The sequence below is a fragment of the Sulfitobacter sp. SH22 genome (assembly GCF_965641905.1).
In the GTDB taxonomy this organism is placed as follows: Bacteria; Pseudomonadota; Alphaproteobacteria; order Rhodobacterales; family Rhodobacteraceae; genus Sulfitobacter.
In genome coordinates this window covers 75,032-93,989 of the sequence record NZ_CBFFKI010000003.1, presented here as the reverse complement: position 1 = coordinate 93,989, position 18,958 = coordinate 75,032, and the positions used below count along the sequence as shown (strand labels likewise).

At 56.6% G+C, this 18,958-nt stretch carries 19 protein-coding genes; 16 read left to right on the top strand and 3 right to left on the bottom strand.

Features of this window, described 5'->3' with window-relative positions; translation table 11 throughout:
- The first annotated feature begins 78 nt into the window (after positions 1 to 78).
- The 3 genes from ACSQ13_RS02150 (at position 79) to ACSQ13_RS02140 (ending at position 2,901) form a co-directional block, all read left to right on the top strand.
- Positions 79 to 1,062 carry an aldose epimerase family protein gene (locus tag ACSQ13_RS02150; RefSeq protein ID WP_295512351.1) on the top strand — a complete coding sequence of 328 codons (984 nt, stop codon included), beginning with the start codon at positions 79 to 81 and terminating at the stop codon, positions 1,060 to 1,062.
- 100 nt (positions 1,063 to 1,162) lie between these two features.
- A complete protein-coding gene (locus ACSQ13_RS02145; RefSeq protein ID WP_176248675.1) occupies positions 1,163 to 1,636 on the top strand; it encodes a MarR family winged helix-turn-helix transcriptional regulator in 474 nt (157 codons plus the stop codon).
- Positions 1,633 to 2,901 (top strand): multidrug effflux MFS transporter, encoded by a 1,269-nt coding sequence (locus ACSQ13_RS02140; RefSeq protein ID WP_176248676.1) that lies wholly within the window; start codon positions 1,633 to 1,635, stop codon positions 2,899 to 2,901. Before ACSQ13_RS02145 ends, ACSQ13_RS02140 begins: the two co-directional genes overlap by 4 nt.
- A 76-nt stretch (positions 2,902 to 2,977) precedes the next feature.
- On the opposite strand, the gene ACSQ13_RS02135 is transcribed toward ACSQ13_RS02140, so the two are convergent.
- From ACSQ13_RS02135 to ACSQ13_RS02125, 3 genes are read right to left on the bottom strand one after another with little or no spacing between them, the layout of a single operon-like run.
- Positions 2,978 to 3,448, bottom strand: a complete 471-nt coding sequence (locus tag ACSQ13_RS02135; protein ID WP_176248677.1) for a MaoC family dehydratase — start codon at positions 3,446 to 3,448, stop codon at positions 2,978 to 2,980.
- 13 nt (positions 3,449 to 3,461) lie between these two features.
- Complete coding sequence (locus ACSQ13_RS02130) at positions 3,462 to 4,466, bottom strand: NADP-dependent oxidoreductase (protein WP_176248678.1); 1,005 nt, start codon at positions 4,464 to 4,466, stop codon at positions 3,462 to 3,464.
- Between the two features lie 18 nt (positions 4,467 to 4,484).
- Positions 4,485 to 5,483 (bottom strand): NADPH:quinone oxidoreductase family protein, encoded by a 999-nt coding sequence (locus ACSQ13_RS02125; protein ID WP_176248679.1) that lies wholly within the window; start codon positions 5,481 to 5,483, stop codon positions 4,485 to 4,487.
- Positions 5,484 to 5,609: 126 nt separating this feature from the next.
- Here ACSQ13_RS02125 and ACSQ13_RS02120 point away from each other — a divergent pair, with 126 nt between their 5' ends.
- The 13 genes from ACSQ13_RS02120 to ACSQ13_RS02060 all read left to right on the top strand — a co-directional run bounded on the left by ACSQ13_RS02120 (position 5,610) and on the right by ACSQ13_RS02060 (position 18,946).
- A complete protein-coding gene (locus ACSQ13_RS02120; RefSeq protein ID WP_295512355.1) occupies positions 5,610 to 6,785 on the top strand; it encodes an acyl-CoA dehydrogenase family protein in 1,176 nt (391 codons plus the stop codon).
- Between the two features lie 3 nt (positions 6,786 to 6,788).
- Positions 6,789 to 7,904, top strand: a complete 1,116-nt coding sequence (locus tag ACSQ13_RS02115; protein ID WP_295512357.1) for an acyl-CoA dehydrogenase family protein — start codon at positions 6,789 to 6,791, stop codon at positions 7,902 to 7,904.
- 3 nt (positions 7,905 to 7,907) lie between these two features.
- Entirely contained in the window at positions 7,908 to 8,729 is an 822-nt protein-coding gene (locus ACSQ13_RS02110; RefSeq protein WP_176248682.1) for an SDR family NAD(P)-dependent oxidoreductase, read from the top strand.
- A 9-nt stretch (positions 8,730 to 8,738) separates the two neighbouring features.
- Entirely contained in the window at positions 8,739 to 9,665 is a 927-nt protein-coding gene (locus ACSQ13_RS02105; protein ID WP_176248683.1) for an SDR family NAD(P)-dependent oxidoreductase, read from the top strand.
- Between the two features lie 27 nt (positions 9,666 to 9,692).
- Positions 9,693 to 10,889 (top strand): acetyl-CoA C-acyltransferase, encoded by a 1,197-nt coding sequence (locus ACSQ13_RS02100; RefSeq protein WP_176248684.1) that lies wholly within the window; start codon positions 9,693 to 9,695, stop codon positions 10,887 to 10,889.
- 6 nt (positions 10,890 to 10,895) lie between these two features.
- The gene (locus ACSQ13_RS02095) at positions 10,896 to 11,543 is read left to right on the top strand and encodes a histidine phosphatase family protein (protein WP_295512360.1); all 648 of its coding nucleotides are present in this window, start codon (positions 10,896 to 10,898) and stop codon (positions 11,541 to 11,543) included.
- 11 nt (positions 11,544 to 11,554) lie between these two features.
- A complete protein-coding gene (locus ACSQ13_RS02090; protein ID WP_295512362.1) occupies positions 11,555 to 12,586 on the top strand; it encodes a phosphotransferase family protein in 1,032 nt (343 codons plus the stop codon).
- A gap of 1 nt (position 12,587) precedes the next feature.
- A complete protein-coding gene (locus tag ACSQ13_RS02085; protein WP_176248687.1) occupies positions 12,588 to 13,385 on the top strand; it encodes an IclR family transcriptional regulator in 798 nt (265 codons plus the stop codon).
- Positions 13,386 to 13,863: 478 nt separating this feature from the next.
- Positions 13,864 to 15,108 carry a branched-chain amino acid ABC transporter substrate-binding protein gene (locus tag ACSQ13_RS02080; RefSeq protein WP_176248688.1) on the top strand — a complete coding sequence of 415 codons (1,245 nt, stop codon included), beginning with the start codon at positions 13,864 to 13,866 and terminating at the stop codon, positions 15,106 to 15,108.
- Between the two features lie 82 nt (positions 15,109 to 15,190).
- The gene (locus tag ACSQ13_RS02075; RefSeq protein ID WP_176248689.1) at positions 15,191 to 16,147 is read left to right on the top strand and encodes a branched-chain amino acid ABC transporter permease; all 957 of its coding nucleotides are present in this window, start codon (positions 15,191 to 15,193) and stop codon (positions 16,145 to 16,147) included.
- Complete coding sequence (locus ACSQ13_RS02070) at positions 16,144 to 17,484, top strand: branched-chain amino acid ABC transporter permease (RefSeq protein ID WP_176248690.1); 1,341 nt, start codon at positions 16,144 to 16,146, stop codon at positions 17,482 to 17,484. Before ACSQ13_RS02075 ends, ACSQ13_RS02070 begins: the two co-directional genes overlap by 4 nt.
- A complete protein-coding gene (locus ACSQ13_RS02065) occupies positions 17,481 to 18,242 on the top strand; it encodes an ABC transporter ATP-binding protein (RefSeq protein WP_176248691.1) in 762 nt (253 codons plus the stop codon). The genes ACSQ13_RS02070 and ACSQ13_RS02065 overlap by 4 nt, the downstream gene beginning before the upstream one ends.
- Complete coding sequence (locus ACSQ13_RS02060; protein WP_217902971.1) at positions 18,242 to 18,946, top strand: ABC transporter ATP-binding protein; 705 nt, start codon at positions 18,242 to 18,244, stop codon at positions 18,944 to 18,946. The genes ACSQ13_RS02065 and ACSQ13_RS02060 overlap by 1 nt, the downstream gene beginning before the upstream one ends.
- Positions 18,947 to 18,958 lie beyond the last annotated feature (12 nt).

The following is an 18,958-nucleotide window of genomic DNA, read 5'->3' as shown; positions in this document are numbered from 1 at the left end:
AATCAATTTTTATCGTGATGTTTCTGAGTGCAACTGCAGGGGAAACCGCGTTGAAAGGCAATAAAAGTGGATGCAAATGTGACCAAACCCTTTGATGTTAGCCCTAACGGCGAGCAGGTTTTTGTCTGTGAACTGCGGGCGGGCGGAGCGCGTGCCCGAATTCTGTCATGGGGCGCGACGCTTCAGGACTACCGAGTCGCGGGGGTTGATCACAGCCTTGTTCTGGGGGGCGAAACCCTTGCCGCATACCTTGGACCAATGCGATATTTTGGGGCGATTGTCGGGCCCGTCGCAAACCGGATCGCCAATGGGCAGATGCGCGTGAACGGTGAAATAAATCATTTGGATACTAACGAAAACGGGCGCACGACTTTGCACTCCGGATGTGCGGGTTTTGACGGCCATAACTGGACATTCACCAAGGTCTCGGAAGCCGAATGCGAGCTTACGCTAAACCACCCGGATGGGCTTGGTGGTTTTCCGGGGAATCAAGTGGTGACGGCCACCTACCGTCTGGACGCTTCGGGTGCGCTGGAGATCGAGATCAAAGGCCAGTCGGACAGGGATACCTATTTTAGCCCGGCGTTTCACGGGTATTGGAACCTGTCCGGGCGTGCCGACCTGTCAGATCACAGCCTGACGGTGCTGGCTGACCGCTATTTGCCCGTGGATGCTGATCAAATCCCTTTGGGTGAACCCAAAACCGTAAAAGGCACGGCATTCGATTACACCAGCCCGCATGGGATTGGCCCGGTGCTGGATCACAACTTTTGTCTGGATGTACCCACGATGGCACTGCAAACCGCCTGCCGCCTTGAGGCGTCGGGGATCACGCTAGACGTTCAAACCGACCAGCCCGGTGTGCAAATCTACAATGGAGCACATATTGATACCGGTGCGTTCAAAGGCCACGAGGGGCGGGCCTATGGGAAGTTTGCCGGTCTGGCGATCGAACCGCAATTCTGGCCAGACACACCAAATCACCCCAGCTTTCCTTCTAATTTTCTATCGGCGGGGCGCACTTCCACGCATCGCACCTGTTTCAAAGTGAGTAGGGGATAAAACTTTGGGCTACGTAAAACGATAGAATTTGACAGTGGGTCTATACGTGCTAACTCTTGGATATAATAAGGCTAGCTTATAAAGAAGCGATGGAGCACGGATGCGCAGAACGATCGACCCAGACAGTTTCGGCTTTTTGTTTAACGATATCGCCCGGATCACGCGGAGCGTCTTTGCCCGCGAAATTGAAGCGGCGGAATTGACTGTTACCGCAGCAGAGGCGCGCGTGATCGCGCACATGGCCCGCAGCGGTCCGACGCGACAACATCTTTTGGCAGAAAGCCTTGGCATGACCCCGATGAGCCTGACCGGGTTTCTTGACCGCCTTGAGGCCGAAGGGCTGATCGCACGGGAAGCCGACCCCAAAGATCGCAGGGCCAAGATCGTGACGCTCACGGAAAAGGCAGGCGGTATACTGGAGCAGATTGCACAGGCGGGGGAGCGGACTGAACAAACGATTTCCACGGGTCTGTGCCCTGATGACTGGGCCGCTTTCGTCGAAACCGCACGCAAGCTGCGCGCCAATATCGATGGCCCACGCGTCGCGGCCGCCAAAACAGAAGACGCAAGATGACCACCCCGCTGATGACTGAACGCAGAGTGAGCATCATCGGCGCAATGCTGGTGGCAATCGGCCCCGTTTCGATGGCCCTTTACACGCCTGCCATGACAGAGCTGGTACAGCACTTTGGGTCTACTGAATCGGTTATAAAGCTGACGCTGACCTTGTATTTTGGTGGTTTTGCCTGTGCGCAACTGGTCGCGGGGCCGCTTTCTGACGCCTTGGGCAGGCGGCCCGTAACAATCGCTTTCATGTCGCTATATTGTATTGCAAGTCTCGTCGCGATGCTGTCCCCGTCGGTAGAGGTGTTGATGGGCGCGCGTTTCGTTCAGGGGATCGGGGCATCGGTTGGCGTTGCCATTTCGCGGGCCTTAGTGCGCGACCTGTTCACTGATGACCAGTCGTCGCGGATCATGAACCTGATCGGCATCATTCTGGCGATAGGCCCGGCTTTGGCACCCACGATTGGCGGGCTGATGTTGCCGCTGTTCGGCTGGCGGTCGATCTTTTTGCTGATGACGCTATTCGGTGTCGGGTTGATTGCTGTCGTCATTTTTGGATTGAAGGAAACTGTCGTCGCTGACCGGAGCAGACTTAATTTCGCGGTGCTTGGGCGGACCTATACAATGCTACTGACCAACCGGCATTTTCTGACCGCAGCACTGGTCATGGGAGGTGCATTGGGTGCCGTTTATGCCCAGGCGACGTTCCTGCCGTTTATCTTGATGAACGAAGTCGGGCTATCCTCTTCGCAGTTCGGTGTGGCGATGCTGGCGCAATCGGGCAGTTTTTTTGCCGCCTCGCTTTTGTGTCGCAAGCTGATGGTCAAGCACGGCGCAAATCGCTTGGTCGGGCCGGGTCTTTTCTTTGTTGCGGTGGGCAGTATCGGGTCTTCGACGCTGCTGATCTGGCCGGCCAGCTTCCTGCATGTGATGATTCCGGTCGGGATTTATTCCTTTGGGATTGCCTTTGTGATGCCAGCCATGTCCACAGCCGCGCTGGCACCTTTTGGTCGTACTGCGGGGGCGGCGGCATCGATGCTGGGCTTTATCCAGATGGGGTCAGGGCTGCTGATGGGGACATTGGGCGCGTTGATGGGAAATGCTGTTGTGGCAATGGGGGTTTTGATCCCGATCATGGGTATCATGGCCTGTATTGCGTTTGCGGTGTATCGCAGATTAGGCCCCGTTGCGGCCACGCCGGTACCTGCTGAAACACGCGGTCAATGTGGCCCGATGGTTACCAAAGCCGCACCTTGCGCGGCCCCGGACAAATAGGCGCGCAGACCTGCATGCCCTTGAAATCAAAGGCCGCCCGGCACCGGACGGCCTTTGATTGAAAACGCGATAGGATTTAGTCTTTAAAGACGGCAAGCCCAAGCCATTCAGCGATCAAGGCAGGGGTTTTTTCGCCTTCAATCTCGACCGTTAATAGGTTTTCGCGCAGAAGATCCGTCGCATTGCGGGCCGTGACCTTTTGCAAGGTGAACCGCCCGCGAAGCCGTGAACCCGCGACGACAGGTTTCAAGAACCGCAGTTTGTTCATGCCATAGTTAATGCCCATGACCTGACCCGGCATCATGTCAAAACAGTCATAGGCAAAGCGGCTTGCCAGTGACAGCGTCAGAAAACCGTGGGCGATCGTCCCGCCAAAAGGCGTTTCGGCGGCGGCGCGTTCCGGATCAATGTGAATCCATTGCAGATCGTGTGTCGTTTTGGCGAACTGGTCGATCATCTCCTGATCAACGGTGATCCAGTTGGATACGCCGACTTCGGTTCCGATCAGGGATTCACTATGCGCCACGGCGTCTTTGAGTGCTGACATCTTACATGCTCCTTCAGGATGGATCTGCGGCAACGCGCACCATGCGCTTGCCTTTGTTGTCGCCGGCCAACAGCCCGATCAATGCTTGGGGGGCATTCTCAAGCCCCTCAACGATGTCTTCGGTCACTTTGATCTGGCCATTCGCCACCCATGTTTGCAGTGCGCGCAGCGCCTTTGCATCATTGTGAGCCCAATCCATGACGATAAAGCCTTCCATGCGCAGACGTTTTACCACCACAAGGCCGGGCAGATTGCGCGGGCCGGTGGGGGTTTCGGTGTCGTACTGGCTGATGGCACCACAGCAAACGATGCGGCCTTTTTCGTTCATGCTGAACAATGCGGCTTCCAACACTTTGCCGCCGACGTTGTCGAAATACACATCGACGCCATCAGGGCAGGCAGCCCGCAACGCTTTGGACATGCCCGGCGCGCGGTAATCAATGCAGTCGTCAAAGCCCAATTCATCTTTGACCCATGCGCATTTATCCGCGCCGCCCGCGATGCCGACCACGCGACAGCCAAGCGCCTTCGCGATTTGCCCGACATAGCCGCCGACCGACCCTGCCGCTGCCGATACCAGCACGGTTTCCCCTGCAATCGGCTGGCCCACTGAAATCAACCCGTGAAACGCCGTCTTGCCCGCGATGCCATAGACGGACATCAGGTTGGACAGTTCCGGCACCTTGGGCAGCTTTTCGCAGCTGCGCGCGTCAGCCACGACGTAGTTCGACCAGGTTGCTTCGGCTGCGACGATATCGCCAACCGCCAGACGGTCCGACTTGGTCTCGGTCACTTCGCAGATCGCGTAGGTGGGCATGGCGTCCCCTGCATTCACGGCTGCACGGTACGTGGCCCCCTTCATCCACGATCGGTTTGCCGCGTCGATGGACATCAGGATGACTTTCAGCACAACCTGACCGTCGCCAGCGGTGGGCATATCGGCTGTGGCTTCTTTGAAATGCGCAAGCGTCAACGCGTCGGTTGGTAGCTCGGCAATTACGATTTGTTTGTTTGTCATTTCAGGGTCCTTCTGGGCTCAAGCAACGTCGAGCACGACTTTGCCAAGAACCTTGCGATCCTGCATGAGGGTCAACGCGTCAGCAGCCTTTTCCAGCGGGAAACGGGCTGAGATACGTGGCTTGATCTTACCCTCGGCATACATCCGGTACAGATCAGCCATGTTTTCCGCATGGGCCTTTGGTTCACGCAGGGTATGCGCACCCCAGAACACGCCAACGATCTGGCAGCCTTTCAGCAAGGTCAGGTTCAGCGGAATCTTCGGGATGCCTGCCGGGAAGCCAACGACCAGATAGCGGCCTTTCCATGCAAGCGCACGCACGGCTGGTTCGGCGTAGGCACCACCGACGGCATCATAGACGACATCAACACCGTCACCGCCCGCAAGCTGTTTGATCTGGTTCGAGAACTCTTTTTGCGCGGCACGGTCGTCCATATCGCGGCTGTAGACGATTGTTTCATCCGCACCCAGATCGCGACAGAACTGCGCCTTTTCCTCGGACGATACGGCGGCGATGACTTTTGCACCGGCAGCTTTGCCCAACTCGATCGCAGCAGCACCCACGCCACCCGCCGCACCAAGGATCAGCAGGGATTCGCCAGCCTTGATTTCAGCGCGGTTTTTCAACGCGTGATGCGAGGTACCATAGGTCAGCACCAAACATGACGCTTCGTCATATGGCATCGCATCAGGGATTTTCATGACCCGTCCGGCGTCGATACACATCTCGGTGGCAAAGCCGCCAAAGCCGCTCATCGCCAGCACACGGTCGCCGACAGCAAGGTTTTTGACACCTTCGCCGATGGCGTCAACATCACCTGCAACTTCGCCACCGGGGGCAAAGGGGCGCGGCGGTTTCATCTGGTAAAGATCCTGAATTATCAACGTGTCAGGGAAATTCAGGCCGGCAGCGCGCACACGAATACGGACCTCGCCTTTCTTCGGTTCGGGCTGTGGCAGCTCGGTCAGTTCAAGGGTTTCGGGGCCGCCTGGTGCGGTGCTTAGCATGGCTTTCATTTCGACATTCCTCCTCAAGAATTTGCAAACAATAGGCGCGTTCAGAAACTGTCTTGTCAATCGAATTTCGAAATGCAATTTTGCAGTGCGGAATTGTTATCCGCAAAAACGAGGGGGGAGAAGACGATGCAGTCCAATCAGGAACTGGAGGGTTTCCGCATTGAACTACGCGATTGGCTCGAGGCAAATTGCCCGGCCGAAATGCGCGGTGGCGAAGCCAGTGAAGCATCCATTTGTTGGGGTGGCAAGAATTTCGAGTTCGAATCCGACGCACAACGCGACTGGATGGAACGCGCTGCATCCAAAGGTTACACCGTGCCCACGTGGCCGGTTGAATATGGCGGTGCCGGGCTGACGCGTCCGCAGGAAAAGATTTTCAAAGAGGAAATTAACCGCATCGGTGCCCGCAGTCCTTTGGACAGCTTTGGCATCTGGATGCTTGGGCCAGCCTTGTTGCATTTCGGATCGCACGAACAAAAACTGCATTATCTGCCCCCGATTGCACGCGGTGAAATCCGCTGGTGCCAAGGCTATTCCGAGCCGGGTGCAGGGTCCGATCTGGCCAGCGTCCAGACCCGCGGCGAAGACAAGGGCGACCACTGGTTGGTGAACGGCCAGAAAATCTGGACTTCATACGCCGACAAGGCAGACTGGATTTTCGCGCTGATCCGCACCGACCGCGAAGCGCCCAAGCACAAGGGCATTTCGTTCCTGTTGATCAATATGGAAGAGGCGGGCGTTGAAACACGCCCGATCAAGCTGATCTCGGGCGCGTCCGTGTTCTGCGAAACATTCTTTACCGATGTGAAGGTGCCGAAACACCAGATTGTCGGCACCGAAAACCGCGGTTGGGACGTGGCGAAATACCTGCTGACCCATGAACGCGAGATGATTTCCGGCGGCGGCCAAGGCCTGTCTGGCGGGCGTGCTTTGGGGGCGGTTTTGAACGAATCCCTTGGCGAAGGTCAGGAAATGGAGACCACCCTGCGCGCCGACGCGATGCGCTGCGAGGTGGATGCGCTGGCGATTGGGCTGACACTCGAGCGCTATAAGGATCAGGCCGAAGCAGGAACCGGTGCGGGTGATGCATCTGCGATGCTGAAATACATGGGCACCGAGCTGAACAAACAGCGCCACGAATTGCTGATGGCTGCGGGCGGGTCCGATGCGTTGGAATGGGACGGTCCCTTGGGCAATCGGCCAGCCGATTGGCTGCGCACCAAAGCGAATTCTATCGAAGGCGGCACATCCGAGGTGATGCTGAGCATCGTGTCGCGTCGCGTACTTGGGCTGGGGGCATAAATTATGGCAAATCTGGTAATGACCGAAGACGAAACCATGCTGGCGGATGCCGCGCGGGGTTTTCTGGACAAATCCGCCCCCGTCAAAGCGTTCCGTGACCTGCGCGATGCGGGCAAAACCCACGATGCGAAGATGTGGAAAGAAATGGCCGATATGGGCTGGGCCGGCGTATTGGTGCCTGAATCTGCTGGCGGTTCCGATATGGGCCATGCCGCTGCGGGTGTGCTGGCACATGAAATGGGCAAGACCCTGGTCGTCAGCCCGTTTCTGTCGACCGCCGTGATCGCCGCGACTGCGCTGCGCAATGTCAGCGATGCACGGGCGGAGAAAGCTTTGGCTGCGATTGCGACGGGTGACGTGACCTATGCGCTTGCCGTTGACGAGACGCCCAAGTTCAACCCCGAAGCTGCGTCGATGGTGGCCACGCGCGAGGGCAACGGCTTCCGGCTGAGTGGTAAGAAAACATTTGTCGTGGATGGGGCGCTGGCAGATCGTTTGCTGGTGCTGGCTAAAACCGATGATGGTTTGACCCTGTTCGATATCCCCGCCGACCGCGCAGGCATCAATCGCACCGCGCAAAACATGATCGACGCACGGGATTCCGCGCGCGTTGATTTTGATAACGTCGAAGCCACGGGCGAGGATGTGCTAGGTCAGGTCGATAGCGCGATGAGCGTGTTGAAGCCTGCGCTTGAAGCAGGTCAGGCAGCACTTGCTGCTGAAATGGCGGGCCTGTCTGCCGGTGCCTTCGGGATGACGGTCGCTTACCTGAAAGAGCGCAAGCAATTCGGCACTGTCATTGGCAATTTTCAGGCCTTGCAGCACCGCGCCGCCCATCTGTGGTGCGAGATCGAGGTGACGGCATCGGCGATCCTGAACGCAGGTCGCATGCTGGACGAAGACCCTGATAACGCGACGATGGCCGTTTCACTGGCCAAGGCGCGGGCGACTTCGACAGCGCAGCTGGCGGTTCAGGAAGGTGTCCAGATGCATGGCGGTATCGGCATGACCGACGCCTATGACATCGGATTTTACATGAAACGCGCCCGTGTGGGTGCCGAATGGCTCGGCGATTACGGCTATCACGCGGCCCAAGTCGCCAAGCACAGAGGATTTTAAACTATGGATATCAATACACTTTTCGGCCTTGAAGGCAAAACCGCCCTTATTACCGGCGGGGCCACAGGTATTGGCCGCATGGCTGCCGAAGCGCTGATCCGTGCGGGTGCGACTGTCTTGATCGCCAGCCGCAAGGGGGACGCCTGCGAGGCCGTCGCCGCAGAGCTGAACGCGATGGGTGCCAGCGGTAAAGCCATCGGTTTTGCCGGCGATGTCGGCACCGAAGCGGGGGTCGATGCCATGGTCGAGGCGGTAAAGGCGCGCACGGATCGCCTTGATATCCTGATGAATAACGCGGGCATTACATGGGGTGCGCCCTTGGGGGATTTCCCGTTCAAGGCATGGGAAAAGGTGATGGCGGTGAATGTCGCGGGTCTGTTCGACCTGACGCAAAAACTGCTGCCCATGCTCAAGAAACACGCGACCATCGAAGACCCTGCACGGGTTGTGAATGTGGGCTCGGTCATGGGTGAACGCGAGATGGGCGATGGGGCCTATAGCTATTCCGCGTCCAAGGCCGCCGTGATCCACCTGAGCAAGATTTTGGCAAAGGAATTGGCGGGTGATGCGATCACCGTCAACGCCTTGGCACCGGGTCCGTTTGTGTCGCGCATGACCGCCTTTGCCACCCATGACGAAGACATGCGCAGCAAGGTCGGCGAAGATGTGCCGCTGCGTCGCGTGGGTACGGATACTGACATCGCGGGCTGTATGCTGTTTCTTTGTGGGATCGGCGGGGCCTATGTTACGGGCGCTGTCATTCCGGTGAGCGGCGGCATCAATGTGATGAGCGGGCCGAACATCTTTGAACAAGCATTGCATTAAGGGGCTATGATGGACATCCGATTTGATAACCGCGTGGCGATTGTAACAGGCGCTGGTACCGGTCTTGGCCGCAGCCACGCCTTGGGGCTGGCCGCGCGTGGTGCCCGCGTTATGGTTAACGACCTTGGCGTAACAACAGACGGGCAGGGGGCATCATCCACCGCCGCCGAAGCCGTTGCGCAGGAAATCCGCGATGCGGGTGGCGAGGCGATGGCACACGGTTGCGATGTGTCGGACGAGGCAGGCGTCGCCGATATGGTCGCAAAGGTCATGGAGGCATGGGGCCGCATTGATATCGTGGTCAACAACGCCGGTATCTTGCGCGACAAGACGTTCTCCAAGATGGAGATGTCGGATTTCCGTAAGGTCGTCGATGTGCACCTGATCGGTTCTGCCAATGTCACCCACGCGTGCTGGCCGATCATGCGCCAACAGAAATACGGTCGCATCGTGCTGACCTCGTCGGCGTCGGGCCTTTATGGCAACTTTGGCCAGTCCAACTATGGCGCGGCCAAGGCGGCGATGATGGGGTTGATGAACGTGCTGCATCTGGAAGGCGCGCGCGACAACATCCGCGTCAACACGCTGGCCCCCACGGCTGCAACACGGATGACCGCCGATCTGCTGCCCGAACAGGCGCAGGAGTTGCTGGCCCCCGAAACCATCACACCCGGCTTGCTGTATCTGGTCAGCGAAGACGGCCCCAGCCGGGTGATCCTGGGTGCGGGTGCGGGCAGCTTTGCCCAAACGCGTGTCTATGAAACCGAAGGCGTGACCTTGACCGGCGATGACAATACCCCCGAAGGTGTTGCCGCAGCTTTTGACAAAATTACCGACGCGGCAGGCCAGCAAGAGCTGACCGATGCCTTTAGCCAAACCAAGAAATACGCTCTGAATGCAGCCAAGGCTCAAGGTCTTGATCTGGATTGGGGCTAAGAAACTAAATTTTAAAGGGAGATCACCATGCGTGACGCAGTAATCGTATCAACGGCCCGTACCCCGATTGGCAAAGCCTATCGCGGTGCGTTCAACAACACGACACCTCAGGAACTGGCAGGTCATGCCATCGCCCACGCGGTGAAACGTGCTGGCGTAGACATGTCTGAAATTCAGGATTGCATCATCGGTGCCGCGCTTCAGCAAGGCCACTCCGGTGGTAACATCGCGCGTCAGGCTGCGATCCGCGCGGGTCTGCCCGTGACCGTTGCGGGCATGTCGCTGGACCGTCAATGTGCCTCTGGCATGATGGCGATTGCGACGGCGGCCAAGCAGGTTATCACCGACGGCATGGATGTAGTCATTGGCGGCGGTGTCGAAAGCATTTCGATGGTGCAAACACCTGAAATGCGCGTGAAAGCCGACAGCTGGATTAAAGAGCACAAGCCCGAACTGTACATGACCATGCTCGAAACAGCCGAGACCGTGGCCGAGCGTTACAACGTCAGCCGCGAGCGTCAGGACGAATATGCAGCCCGTTCGCAAGAACTGACCCACCTGGCCCAGGAAGCAGGCAAGTTCGACGACGAGATCGTGCCTCTGACCTCCAAGATGCTGGTTCAGAACAAAGAAACCAAAGAGATTTCCGAGCACGAAGTCACGCTGGAAAAAGACGAGGGCAACCGCCCCGGCACATCCGCTGAAAGCCTTGCCGGCCTCAAGCCCGTGCATTCCGACGGTATTCACATCAAAGAAGGCAAGTTCATCACCGCTGGTAACGCATCCCAGTTGAGCGATGGCGCATCGGCGACCGTGATCATGGAAGCCAAAAAGGCCGAGAAAATGGGCCTGCAGCCTTTGGGCCGTTACATGGGTGTGATGGCCGCCGGCTGTGAGCCCGACGAAATGGGTATCGGCCCGATCTATGCCGTGCCACCGCTGTTGAAAGCCCATGGCCTCAAGATCGAAGACATCGGTCTGTGGGAATTGAACGAAGCCTTCGCGGTTCAGGTGATCCAGTCGCGTGACGTCTTGGGTATTCCTGACGAATTGCTGAACGTGAACGGCGGCGCGATCTCTATCGGTCACCCCTACGGCATGTCCGGCGCACGCATGGTTGGCCACGCGCTGATCGAAGGCAAACGTCGCGGTGCAAAATACGTTGTCTGCACCATGTGTGTTGGCGGCGGCATGGGTGCTGCTGGCCTGTTCGAGGTTCTGTAAGCAGCTATGGGAGAGCTTTTGGTCATCCGCCATGGACAGGCGTCATTCGGGGCCGACAACTATGACAAGTTGTCGGATCTCGGACACCGGCAATCTGCGGCGGTTGGTCAGGCCCTTCGCGATATGGGGTGGGTGCCGGATCGTACGATCACCGGCACCCTGACCCGGCAAAAAGAAACGCTTGCCTCGATGGGCTTTGGGGCAGGCGACGAACATGCAGGTTTCAACGAATATGATTTTCAGGACCTGCTGAATGCCCGCTACAAAGGCGACGTGCCCGAGCTGGTCAAAGGCGACCGCAAAGTTCATTTCCGAACCCTGCGCGAGACGGTGTTTCAGTGGCAAGCGGACGAGATCGAAGGCCCCTCTGAAAGTTGGGGCACCTTTACCGGTCGCGTCGAGGCCGCCCGTCTTGCGGCCTGTGCCACCGGTGCCGAACGGGTGCTTGCTGTCAGCTCTGGCGGGGTGATCGGGCAATTGACGGCGGCGTCATTGGGTGCGCCGGACAAGATGATGATGACCCTGAACCTGCAAATCAAGAACACGTCGATTACGAAATTTGTTTTCACCAATTCCGCGTTTTTTCTGCATGAATTCAACGCGACACCGCATATGATGTCCGGCGACGCCGCCGGCATGTTGACCTATAGCTAAGGAATAAACTCATGAGTACCGATACACAAACGCTCGATATTCCAAAGGTCACCGCCTATCTGGAAAAACACCTTGACGGCTTTGAAGGCCCGCTTGAGGTCACCAAATTTCAGGCCGGGCAGTCGAACCCGACTTTCCTTTTGAAAACACCCAGCCGCAACTTTGTGCTGCGCCGCAAACCGCCAGGGGTTTTGTTGAAATCAGCCCATGCGGTTGATCGTGAATTCCGCGTGCAAAAGGCATTGCAGGATACGGATGTACCGGTGTCAAAGATGCATTTGTTGTGTGAAGACGACGATGTGATCGGGTCCGCCTTCTATATCATGGACCACATCAACGGGCGCAACTTCATGGACCCCCGCATGCCGGACGAGACCAATGAAACGCGCGCCGGGATCATGGACGAAATGAACCGCGTGCTGGCGGCCCTGCACGAGGTCGATATCAATGCAGTCGGGCTGGCGGATTACGGCCCTCCCGGCAATTATTACGAACGTCAGGTCGGGCGCTGGACCAAACAGTACCGCGCGTCCGAAACCGAAGACCAGCCCGCAATGAACGAGCTGATTGAGCGTCTGACCGCCAGCATTCCGGCGGATGACGGCCAGCGCACGCTGGTGCATGGCGATTACCGTATCGACAACATGATGTTTGAAAAGAACGGCACGAAATGTCTGGCCGTGCTGGATTGGGAGCTGTCGACGATCGGCCACCCTTACGCCGATCTGGCCGCCGTTATCATGCAATGGCAGATGCCCGCAGGCCCCGAAGGCCGCGGTTTCGGCGGCGCGGATCGCAAAACGCTTGGCGTGCCAACGGATGAAGAGTTTATCGCAAAATATTGCGAGCGCCGTGGCCTGAAAGACATTGATAACTTTGGCTTCTATCTGGCGTTTTGTTTCTTCCGCATGGCGGCGATCATTCAGGGTGTGCTAAAGCGCGCGCTGGATGGTAACGCGTCGAACCCCGAACGCGCGATGAAGGTCGGGGCCTATGTGCCGGTCTTTGCGGCCAACGGTTTGAAAGCATTGGATAGCAAATAAGATGGCAAACCACGAGTTCGCGACCGACCCGTCAGAGGCAAAGGATAGAAACTTTGTCACGGCTTTGGCGCGTGGGCTTGACGTTTTGCGGTGTTTTCGTGCAAATGAATCGGCCCTGACGAACACCGATTTCTCAGAACGAACGGGGCTGCCAAAGGCGACGGTATCACGGCTGACCCATACGCTGTGCGAGCTTGACTATCTTGTCGTTGATCCGCGTACGGGCACCTACCGTTTGGGCGCGGGGGTCCTGCAATTAGGTTTTGGTGTGTTGACCAGCATGGAAATCGGCGACCGTGCTGGCGAAGAAATGAAGGCGCTGCGCGACGGCCCGAATTCCTATATCACCGTCGCCATAGGAGAGCCGTACCGGCTGGATGTGGTCTATGTCTGTACCAAGCGGTCCCGCGAGGACGTGGCGCTGCAAATGCGGGTCGGGTCCCGTTTGCCATTGTTTGATTCCGCCATCGGGCGGGCCATCATGGTCGGCATGGACGACGTCATGCGCGAGCGGTCCTTTGCGATCGCTGCGCAGACTGATCCCGAATTAGAGGCGCGCGGGCGGGCAAGCTATGCCGCTGCTGTGACGGAGTTTGCGGAAAAAGGGTTCTGTTCCAGCTATGGGGACTGGCGGCCTGATGTGAATGGCATCGCGGTGCCCGTGTTTTCGCCAAACGGATCGATTGTTTACGGCCTGAACATTGGCGGCCCGGCATTTCACGTCAAGAAAAAGCAGCTTGAGACAGTCTATGCGAAACGTCTGATCAAAGCGGCGGAAGCCATCAGCATCCGGTACTGACCCCCGGACCTTTGCAGAACAATTACTGTTCAGAATCAATTTACAACGCGTCGGGGCCTCTCTTGCGGCGGGTTTTGTGTCGCATTGCGAACCACATACCGGATTCCACGACAATCAATCTGCACACCTGCAAAAAAGTGACGTAAGGGCAAAAAAAATTGCTGGATCAATCCTGCCGGACAATTGTCAGGATGCCGTCTATTTTGGATGCAGATATGCAAATTTTGGACTTTCTGAAAATCACATAAGTTACAAGATGTTAGCGGGTATATTGCTTTGAAATTGGGCGGAGCGTCCAAAATTGCGCATATCTTGGGCACGAGAAAGGCAGCGCAACATATGACATAACTTGGCCCCGTTTGCCGCAACTTTTGAACAGAGGCGCTTGACAATGGAGGCCATTATGCAAGGCTTCGGCCAAGGCTTGGCATTCAAAAAAATCGCATCAAAGCGCCGGGCCGTCCTTGGGAGGATTAAAATGAAAAATATCACTAAACTGGGCGCGGTTTCTGCGCTTTCTTTGGTCTTGGGCGCAAGCGCAGCCTTTGCCGAAAACATCAAAATTGCATTTATCGACCCACTGTCCGGCCCGTTTGCAAGCACCGGCACAAATGGTCTGCACCAGTTCGAATTCGCTGCTGACTATATGGTCAACGCGAAAGGCGGTCTGCTCGGCGGCGACCAAATGGAAATCGTTGCATTTGATAACAAAATCAGCCCGAAAGAATCGCTGATCCAGCTTCAGGTCGCGATCGACCAGGGCATCCGCTATATCGCACAGGGTAACTCTTCGGGTGTTGCGAACGCGCTGACCGAAGCCGTCGACAAGCACAACAAACGCAACCCGGACAGCCGTGTTCTGTTCCTGAACTACGCCGCTGTTGACCCGGCCCTGACAAACGAAAAGTGTAACTTCTGGCATTTCCGTTTTGACGCCAACGCCGACATCAAAATGGACGCATTGACCGATGTTATCGCGCAAGACGAAGGCATCAAAAAAGTATACCTGATCGGTCAGGACTATTCCTTTGGTAAGGCCGTTGCCGCTGCTGCAAACAAGATGCTCGGTGAAAAGCGCCCCGACATCGAAATCGTTGGCGACGAACTGCACCCAATCGGCAAGGTTAAGGACTTCACGCCTTACGCCCGCAAAATCGTATCCTCGGGTGCCGACGCGGTTATCACCGGTAACTGGGGCGCAGACATGCTGGGTCTGGGTAAGTCAGTCATCGAAAACGGCTTTACCGGCCCGATCTACACCTACTACGCAGCTGGTTCCGGTATCACGGGTGCATTCGGCGAAAGCGGCAAGGGTCGCATCCGTTTGATTTCCCAAGGTGGGATCAACCCGATCGCAACCGATGAAGCACGTGCGACATATGAGGCGTTCGAGGCGAAATACCCTGAAGGCAACATCGACCAAAGCCGTATCTTCAACGTTATCGGCATGCTGGCCGAAGCGATCACCGAAGCGGGCACCGCAACTGACGTTGTAGCGGTTGCGAGCAAGCTGGAAGGTATGGAGTATGACAGCATGTGGGGCGGCAAGATCTTTATGCGCCCACAGGATCACCAAGCGATCCAGGACATGCATGTTGGTGTTCACACGAACGAAGGCCTCGACTTTGATTATGACAACTCCGGCTTCGGTGTTCTGACAGAATCGACAGTTGAAATGGCATCGATGGACAGCCCAACAACCTGCGAAATGAAGCGCCCTTAACCCGCGTTTTGACGGCCCGTCGGGAAGACCCTGGCGGGCCGATTTTCTCTGATATTCACCACCACTCTACTGGAGGGGCCTAATGGACCTCATTCTCGTCAATCTGATCGACGGGCTGGTAACTGGATTGCTGTTGTTCATGCTCTCCGCCGGTCTGACCCTAATTTTCTCGATGATGGGTGTTTTGAACTTTGCCCATGCCAGCTTTTACATGCTGGGCGCATACTTCGCTTACCAGATCAGCCTAGCGCTTGGTTTCTGGATGGGGCTTTTGATAGCGCCAATTGTGGTGGGTGTGCTGGGTGCCGGTGTTGAACGCTATGGCCTGCGCCGCGTTCACCAATATGGCCACGTACCCGAACTGATCTTCACCTTTGGTCTGGCTTTGCTGATCGAAGAAATGGTGCAATTCATCTGGGGCAAGAACCAGATGGCTTATTCGGTACCCGAAGTGTTGAACTTCACCGCCTTCGCCATCTCTGGCAACTCCATCCCTGCGTATAAAATCTTTATGATCTTCATCTCGGTCGCGATCTTTATTGGTCTGCTGTATATTCTGACCAAGACCCGCGTTGGTATGATCATTCAGGCCGCGCTAAGCTATCCTCGCACAGTCGAGGCATTGGGCCATAACGTTCCATTGATCTTTATGGGTGTGTTTGGCGTCGGGACGGCACTTGCCGGATTGGCTGGCGTTATTGCCGGCCCTGTCCTTGGCACCTTCCCCGGCATGGCTTTTGTGCTTGGGTCTATCGTGTTTGTGACAATTGTGATCGGCGGACTTGGGTCCCTTTGGGGCGCTTTGGTTGCATCCCTGCTGATCGGTTGGATCACGACCTTTGCCAAATCCTATAACATCGAAATGGAAGACGTGCTGAACGCCATCGGGATTTCAACACCTGAAAACCTGAGCGACAGCGTCTTTCGCGATTTCTGGAGCCTCACAAGCCCGCAGATCGCTGATATTCTACCCTATATCCTGATGGTGCTGATCCTTATCTTCCGCCCAGCAGGTCTTTTCGGAAAGCGCCAGTCATGACAGTATCAGACCCTAAACACGACGTTCCAGAAGGCGCGCGCTATAAAGAGCAGATTACCACTGATCCATCGAAACCGGCGCAAAGAATGCGCGCTGGTTCCATGACAATGACGTTGGCCCCCTGGCTGATTGCCATTTTGGTTCTGGTGTTCCTGCCGGCGGTTTTCACCAACAATTCCGCGCTCACAATTATGAACCAGATGTCGATCACAATCGTGTTCGCGCTGGCCTATAACATGCTGTTGGGGCAGGGGGGCATGCTGTCCTTTGGTCATGCGGTTTATGCGGGTGTGGGCGGCTTCGCCTGTATGCACATCATGAACATGTCGGATTTCTTTGAATCCATTCCATTGGTCATCCTGCCAATCTTTGGCGGCTTGTTCGGCATGGGCCTGGCGATGATCGTCGGCTCGTTCTCGACGCGGTCTGCCGGTACGGTATTCGCCATGATCTCTCTGGGGGTCGGTGAACTGATCGCGGCTTGTTCCGTTATCATCGTTGCCTTTTTCGGTGGCGAAGAAGGGATCAGCGGCGACCGAACCTATGCGCAGCCCTTCTTTGGCGTTGAATTCCTGCAGCAGATCGAAGTGTATTACCTCACCATCGCATGGCTCGTGATTTCCGCAGTGCTTATGTATCTTTGGAGCCGCACGCCGGTTGGCCGCATGGCGAACGCCGTGCGCGACAACCCCGAGCGCGCTGAATTCCTTGGCTATTCCTCGCGGTGGGTCCGCTACTACAGCTTTATCGCATCGGGCTTTTTCTGCGGCATAGCGGGCGGGCTTTTCGCGATCAACTATGAAATCCTGACCGAAGAAAACCTGAACACCACGTCTTCCGGCGTGATCCTTCTGGTGACTTTCTTGGGCGGCGTTGGCTTCTTCTTTGGGCCGATCATTGGAGCGATTGCCTTTACCCTTCTGCAGACGGTTCTTAGCCTTTCGACTGAGCTATGGGCGTTTTATGCGGGTGTCTTGTTTGTTGCGACAGTGATGTTCTTTCCGGGTGGCCTGGCCGGATTGATCATGATGCACGTCCCTGCCTTCAAACTGGGCAAGTCCAGCGGTCTTGTCATGCCCTACCTCAAGACGTTGTTGCCCGGTGCAATTGGCGTGTTGGGTCTGGCAGCTTTGGTCGAAATGACATTCCATTTCCGCCATGCCGCAACAGGTGACGATGAAATGACGCTCTTTTGGACAACCTTCAACAGCCACGATGTCCTACCTTGGGTCATTGCGATTGCGATCACGGTGATCGGTCTTGGCATCGCCAAGGTCACAGCACCTAGCCTGAAAGAAGCATGGAACGAAGCAAACACAGCAGGAGGCGCGTCATGAGCACACCAGCCCTTGAACTAATCGGCCTCAAGAAAAGCTTTGGCAAGGCCGAGATCATTCGCGGCATTGACCTGAGCATCGGAAAAGCCGAACGCCACGCCATCATCGGCCCGAACGGGGCCGGTAAATCGACACTGTTCAACCTGATCACCGCACGGTTTGCGCCGACGGCAGGTACGGTAAAGCTGCATGGTGAAAATCTGGCAGGGCTGGAACCCTTCCAGATCAACCGCAAAGGCCTGAGCCGGTCTTTCCAGATCACCAACATCTTTCCGGCGATGACCGTGTTTGAAAACGTGCGCTGTGCCTTGCTTTGGTCGCAGGGGTACAAGTACAGCTTCTGGCATCTGGTCAACAGCAAGCGCGATCTGACCGAAGGTGCCGAGGCCATTTTGGACCAGATCAACCTGCTGGAGCGGCGCAATCTTCCGGCTGGCACGTTGTCCTATGCCGAACAGCGCGCGCTTGAAATCGGGATTACCATTGCCGGTGGCGCTGATGTCATCATGCTGGACGAACCCACAGCAGGGATGAGCAACACCGAGACCGATTACATCACCGACCTGATCCTCAAGGTGACGGCTGGTAAAACCCTGATCATGGTTGAACATGACATGGGCGTGGTCTTTGGTCTGGCCGACCGCATTTCGGTGCTGGTCTATGGCGAAATCATCGCCACAGGAAAACCCGCAGACGTGCGCGCCGACGCACGCGTTCAAGAAGCCTACCTTGGCGCTGCATTGGAGGCAGAACACTAATGATGCTCGAAGTCACCGATATGCATGCCTATTATGGCAAATCTCACATCCTTCAGGGTGTGAATCTGAATGTAAACGAGGGCGAGATCGTCGCCCTTTTGGGCCGCAACGGGGTGGGGCGTTCCACCACTTGCAAGGCCATCATGGGCGAAGTCGAACCGCACGGATCGGTCAAGTTTCAGGGTCAGGAAATCGCCGGCAAGAAGGCGTTTCAAATTGCCAACATGGGCATCGGATATGTGCCTGAGAACCGCGATATCTTTCCCGGTCTGACCACGCGGCAGAACCTGACGCTGGGCCTCAAACCGGGCCAAAAGGATGGCGCGGGCCGTTGGTCGATGCAGGCCATGTTCGAAATGTTTGAAAACCTTGACCGCCGCGCCGATGTCGAAGCGTCGGTTCTGTCGGGTGGCGAACAGCAGATGCTGACCATGTGCCGCACGCTGATGGGCGACCCTGATCTGGTGATGATTGACGAACCAACCGAGGGGCTTTCCCCGCAGATGGTTCAAAAGGTCGCCGAAGTGCTGAAAGAAATCGCAAACCGCGGTATTTCAACATTGCTGGTCGAACAAAAGCTGTCCATCGCGATGGATATTGCGGATCGTGTTTATGTCATGGGCCACGGTCAGGTTGTGTTCGAAGGCACGCCTGCCGAATTGAAAGCACGTGATGATGTGCGCAAGGAATGGCTCGAAGTCTGATCTTCGGATCGC

Excerpts from the sequence above, each read along its gene's own strand:
- ACSQ13_RS02085 (WP_176248687.1), top strand. The coding sequence starts at position 12,588 with ATGGCAAACCACGAGTTCGCGACCGACCCGTCAGAGGCAAAGGATAGA.
- ACSQ13_RS02060 (WP_217902971.1), top strand. The coding sequence starts at position 18,242 with ATGATGCTCGAAGTCACCGATATGCATGCCTATTATGGCAAATCTCAC.
- ACSQ13_RS02095 (WP_295512360.1), top strand. The coding sequence starts at position 10,896 with ATGGGAGAGCTTTTGGTCATCCGCCATGGACAGGCGTCATTCGGGGCC.
- ACSQ13_RS02115 (WP_295512357.1), top strand. The coding sequence starts at position 6,789 with ATGGCAAATCTGGTAATGACCGAAGACGAAACCATGCTGGCGGATGCC.
- ACSQ13_RS02065 (WP_176248691.1), top strand. The coding sequence starts at position 17,481 with ATGAGCACACCAGCCCTTGAACTAATCGGCCTCAAGAAAAGCTTTGGC.
- ACSQ13_RS02130 (WP_176248678.1), bottom strand. The coding sequence starts at position 4,466 with ATGACAAACAAACAAATCGTAATTGCCGAGCTACCAACCGACGCGTTG.
- ACSQ13_RS02145 (WP_176248675.1), top strand. The coding sequence starts at position 1,163 with ATGCGCAGAACGATCGACCCAGACAGTTTCGGCTTTTTGTTTAACGAT.
- ACSQ13_RS02080 (WP_176248688.1), top strand. The coding sequence starts at position 13,864 with ATGAAAAATATCACTAAACTGGGCGCGGTTTCTGCGCTTTCTTTGGTC.
- ACSQ13_RS02100 (WP_176248684.1), top strand. The coding sequence starts at position 9,693 with ATGCGTGACGCAGTAATCGTATCAACGGCCCGTACCCCGATTGGCAAA.
- ACSQ13_RS02075 (WP_176248689.1), top strand. The coding sequence starts at position 15,191 with ATGGACCTCATTCTCGTCAATCTGATCGACGGGCTGGTAACTGGATTG.
- ACSQ13_RS02110 (WP_176248682.1), top strand. The coding sequence starts at position 7,908 with ATGGATATCAATACACTTTTCGGCCTTGAAGGCAAAACCGCCCTTATT.
- ACSQ13_RS02105 (WP_176248683.1), top strand. The coding sequence starts at position 8,739 with ATGGACATCCGATTTGATAACCGCGTGGCGATTGTAACAGGCGCTGGT.
- ACSQ13_RS02140 (WP_176248676.1), top strand. The coding sequence starts at position 1,633 with ATGACCACCCCGCTGATGACTGAACGCAGAGTGAGCATCATCGGCGCA.
- ACSQ13_RS02120 (WP_295512355.1), top strand. The coding sequence starts at position 5,610 with ATGCAGTCCAATCAGGAACTGGAGGGTTTCCGCATTGAACTACGCGAT.
- ACSQ13_RS02070 (WP_176248690.1), top strand. The coding sequence starts at position 16,144 with ATGACAGTATCAGACCCTAAACACGACGTTCCAGAAGGCGCGCGCTAT.
- ACSQ13_RS02135 (WP_176248677.1), bottom strand. The coding sequence starts at position 3,448 with ATGTCAGCACTCAAAGACGCCGTGGCGCATAGTGAATCCCTGATCGGA.
- ACSQ13_RS02090 (WP_295512362.1), top strand. The coding sequence starts at position 11,555 with ATGAGTACCGATACACAAACGCTCGATATTCCAAAGGTCACCGCCTAT.
- ACSQ13_RS02125 (WP_176248679.1), bottom strand. The coding sequence starts at position 5,483 with ATGAAAGCCATGCTAAGCACCGCACCAGGCGGCCCCGAAACCCTTGAA.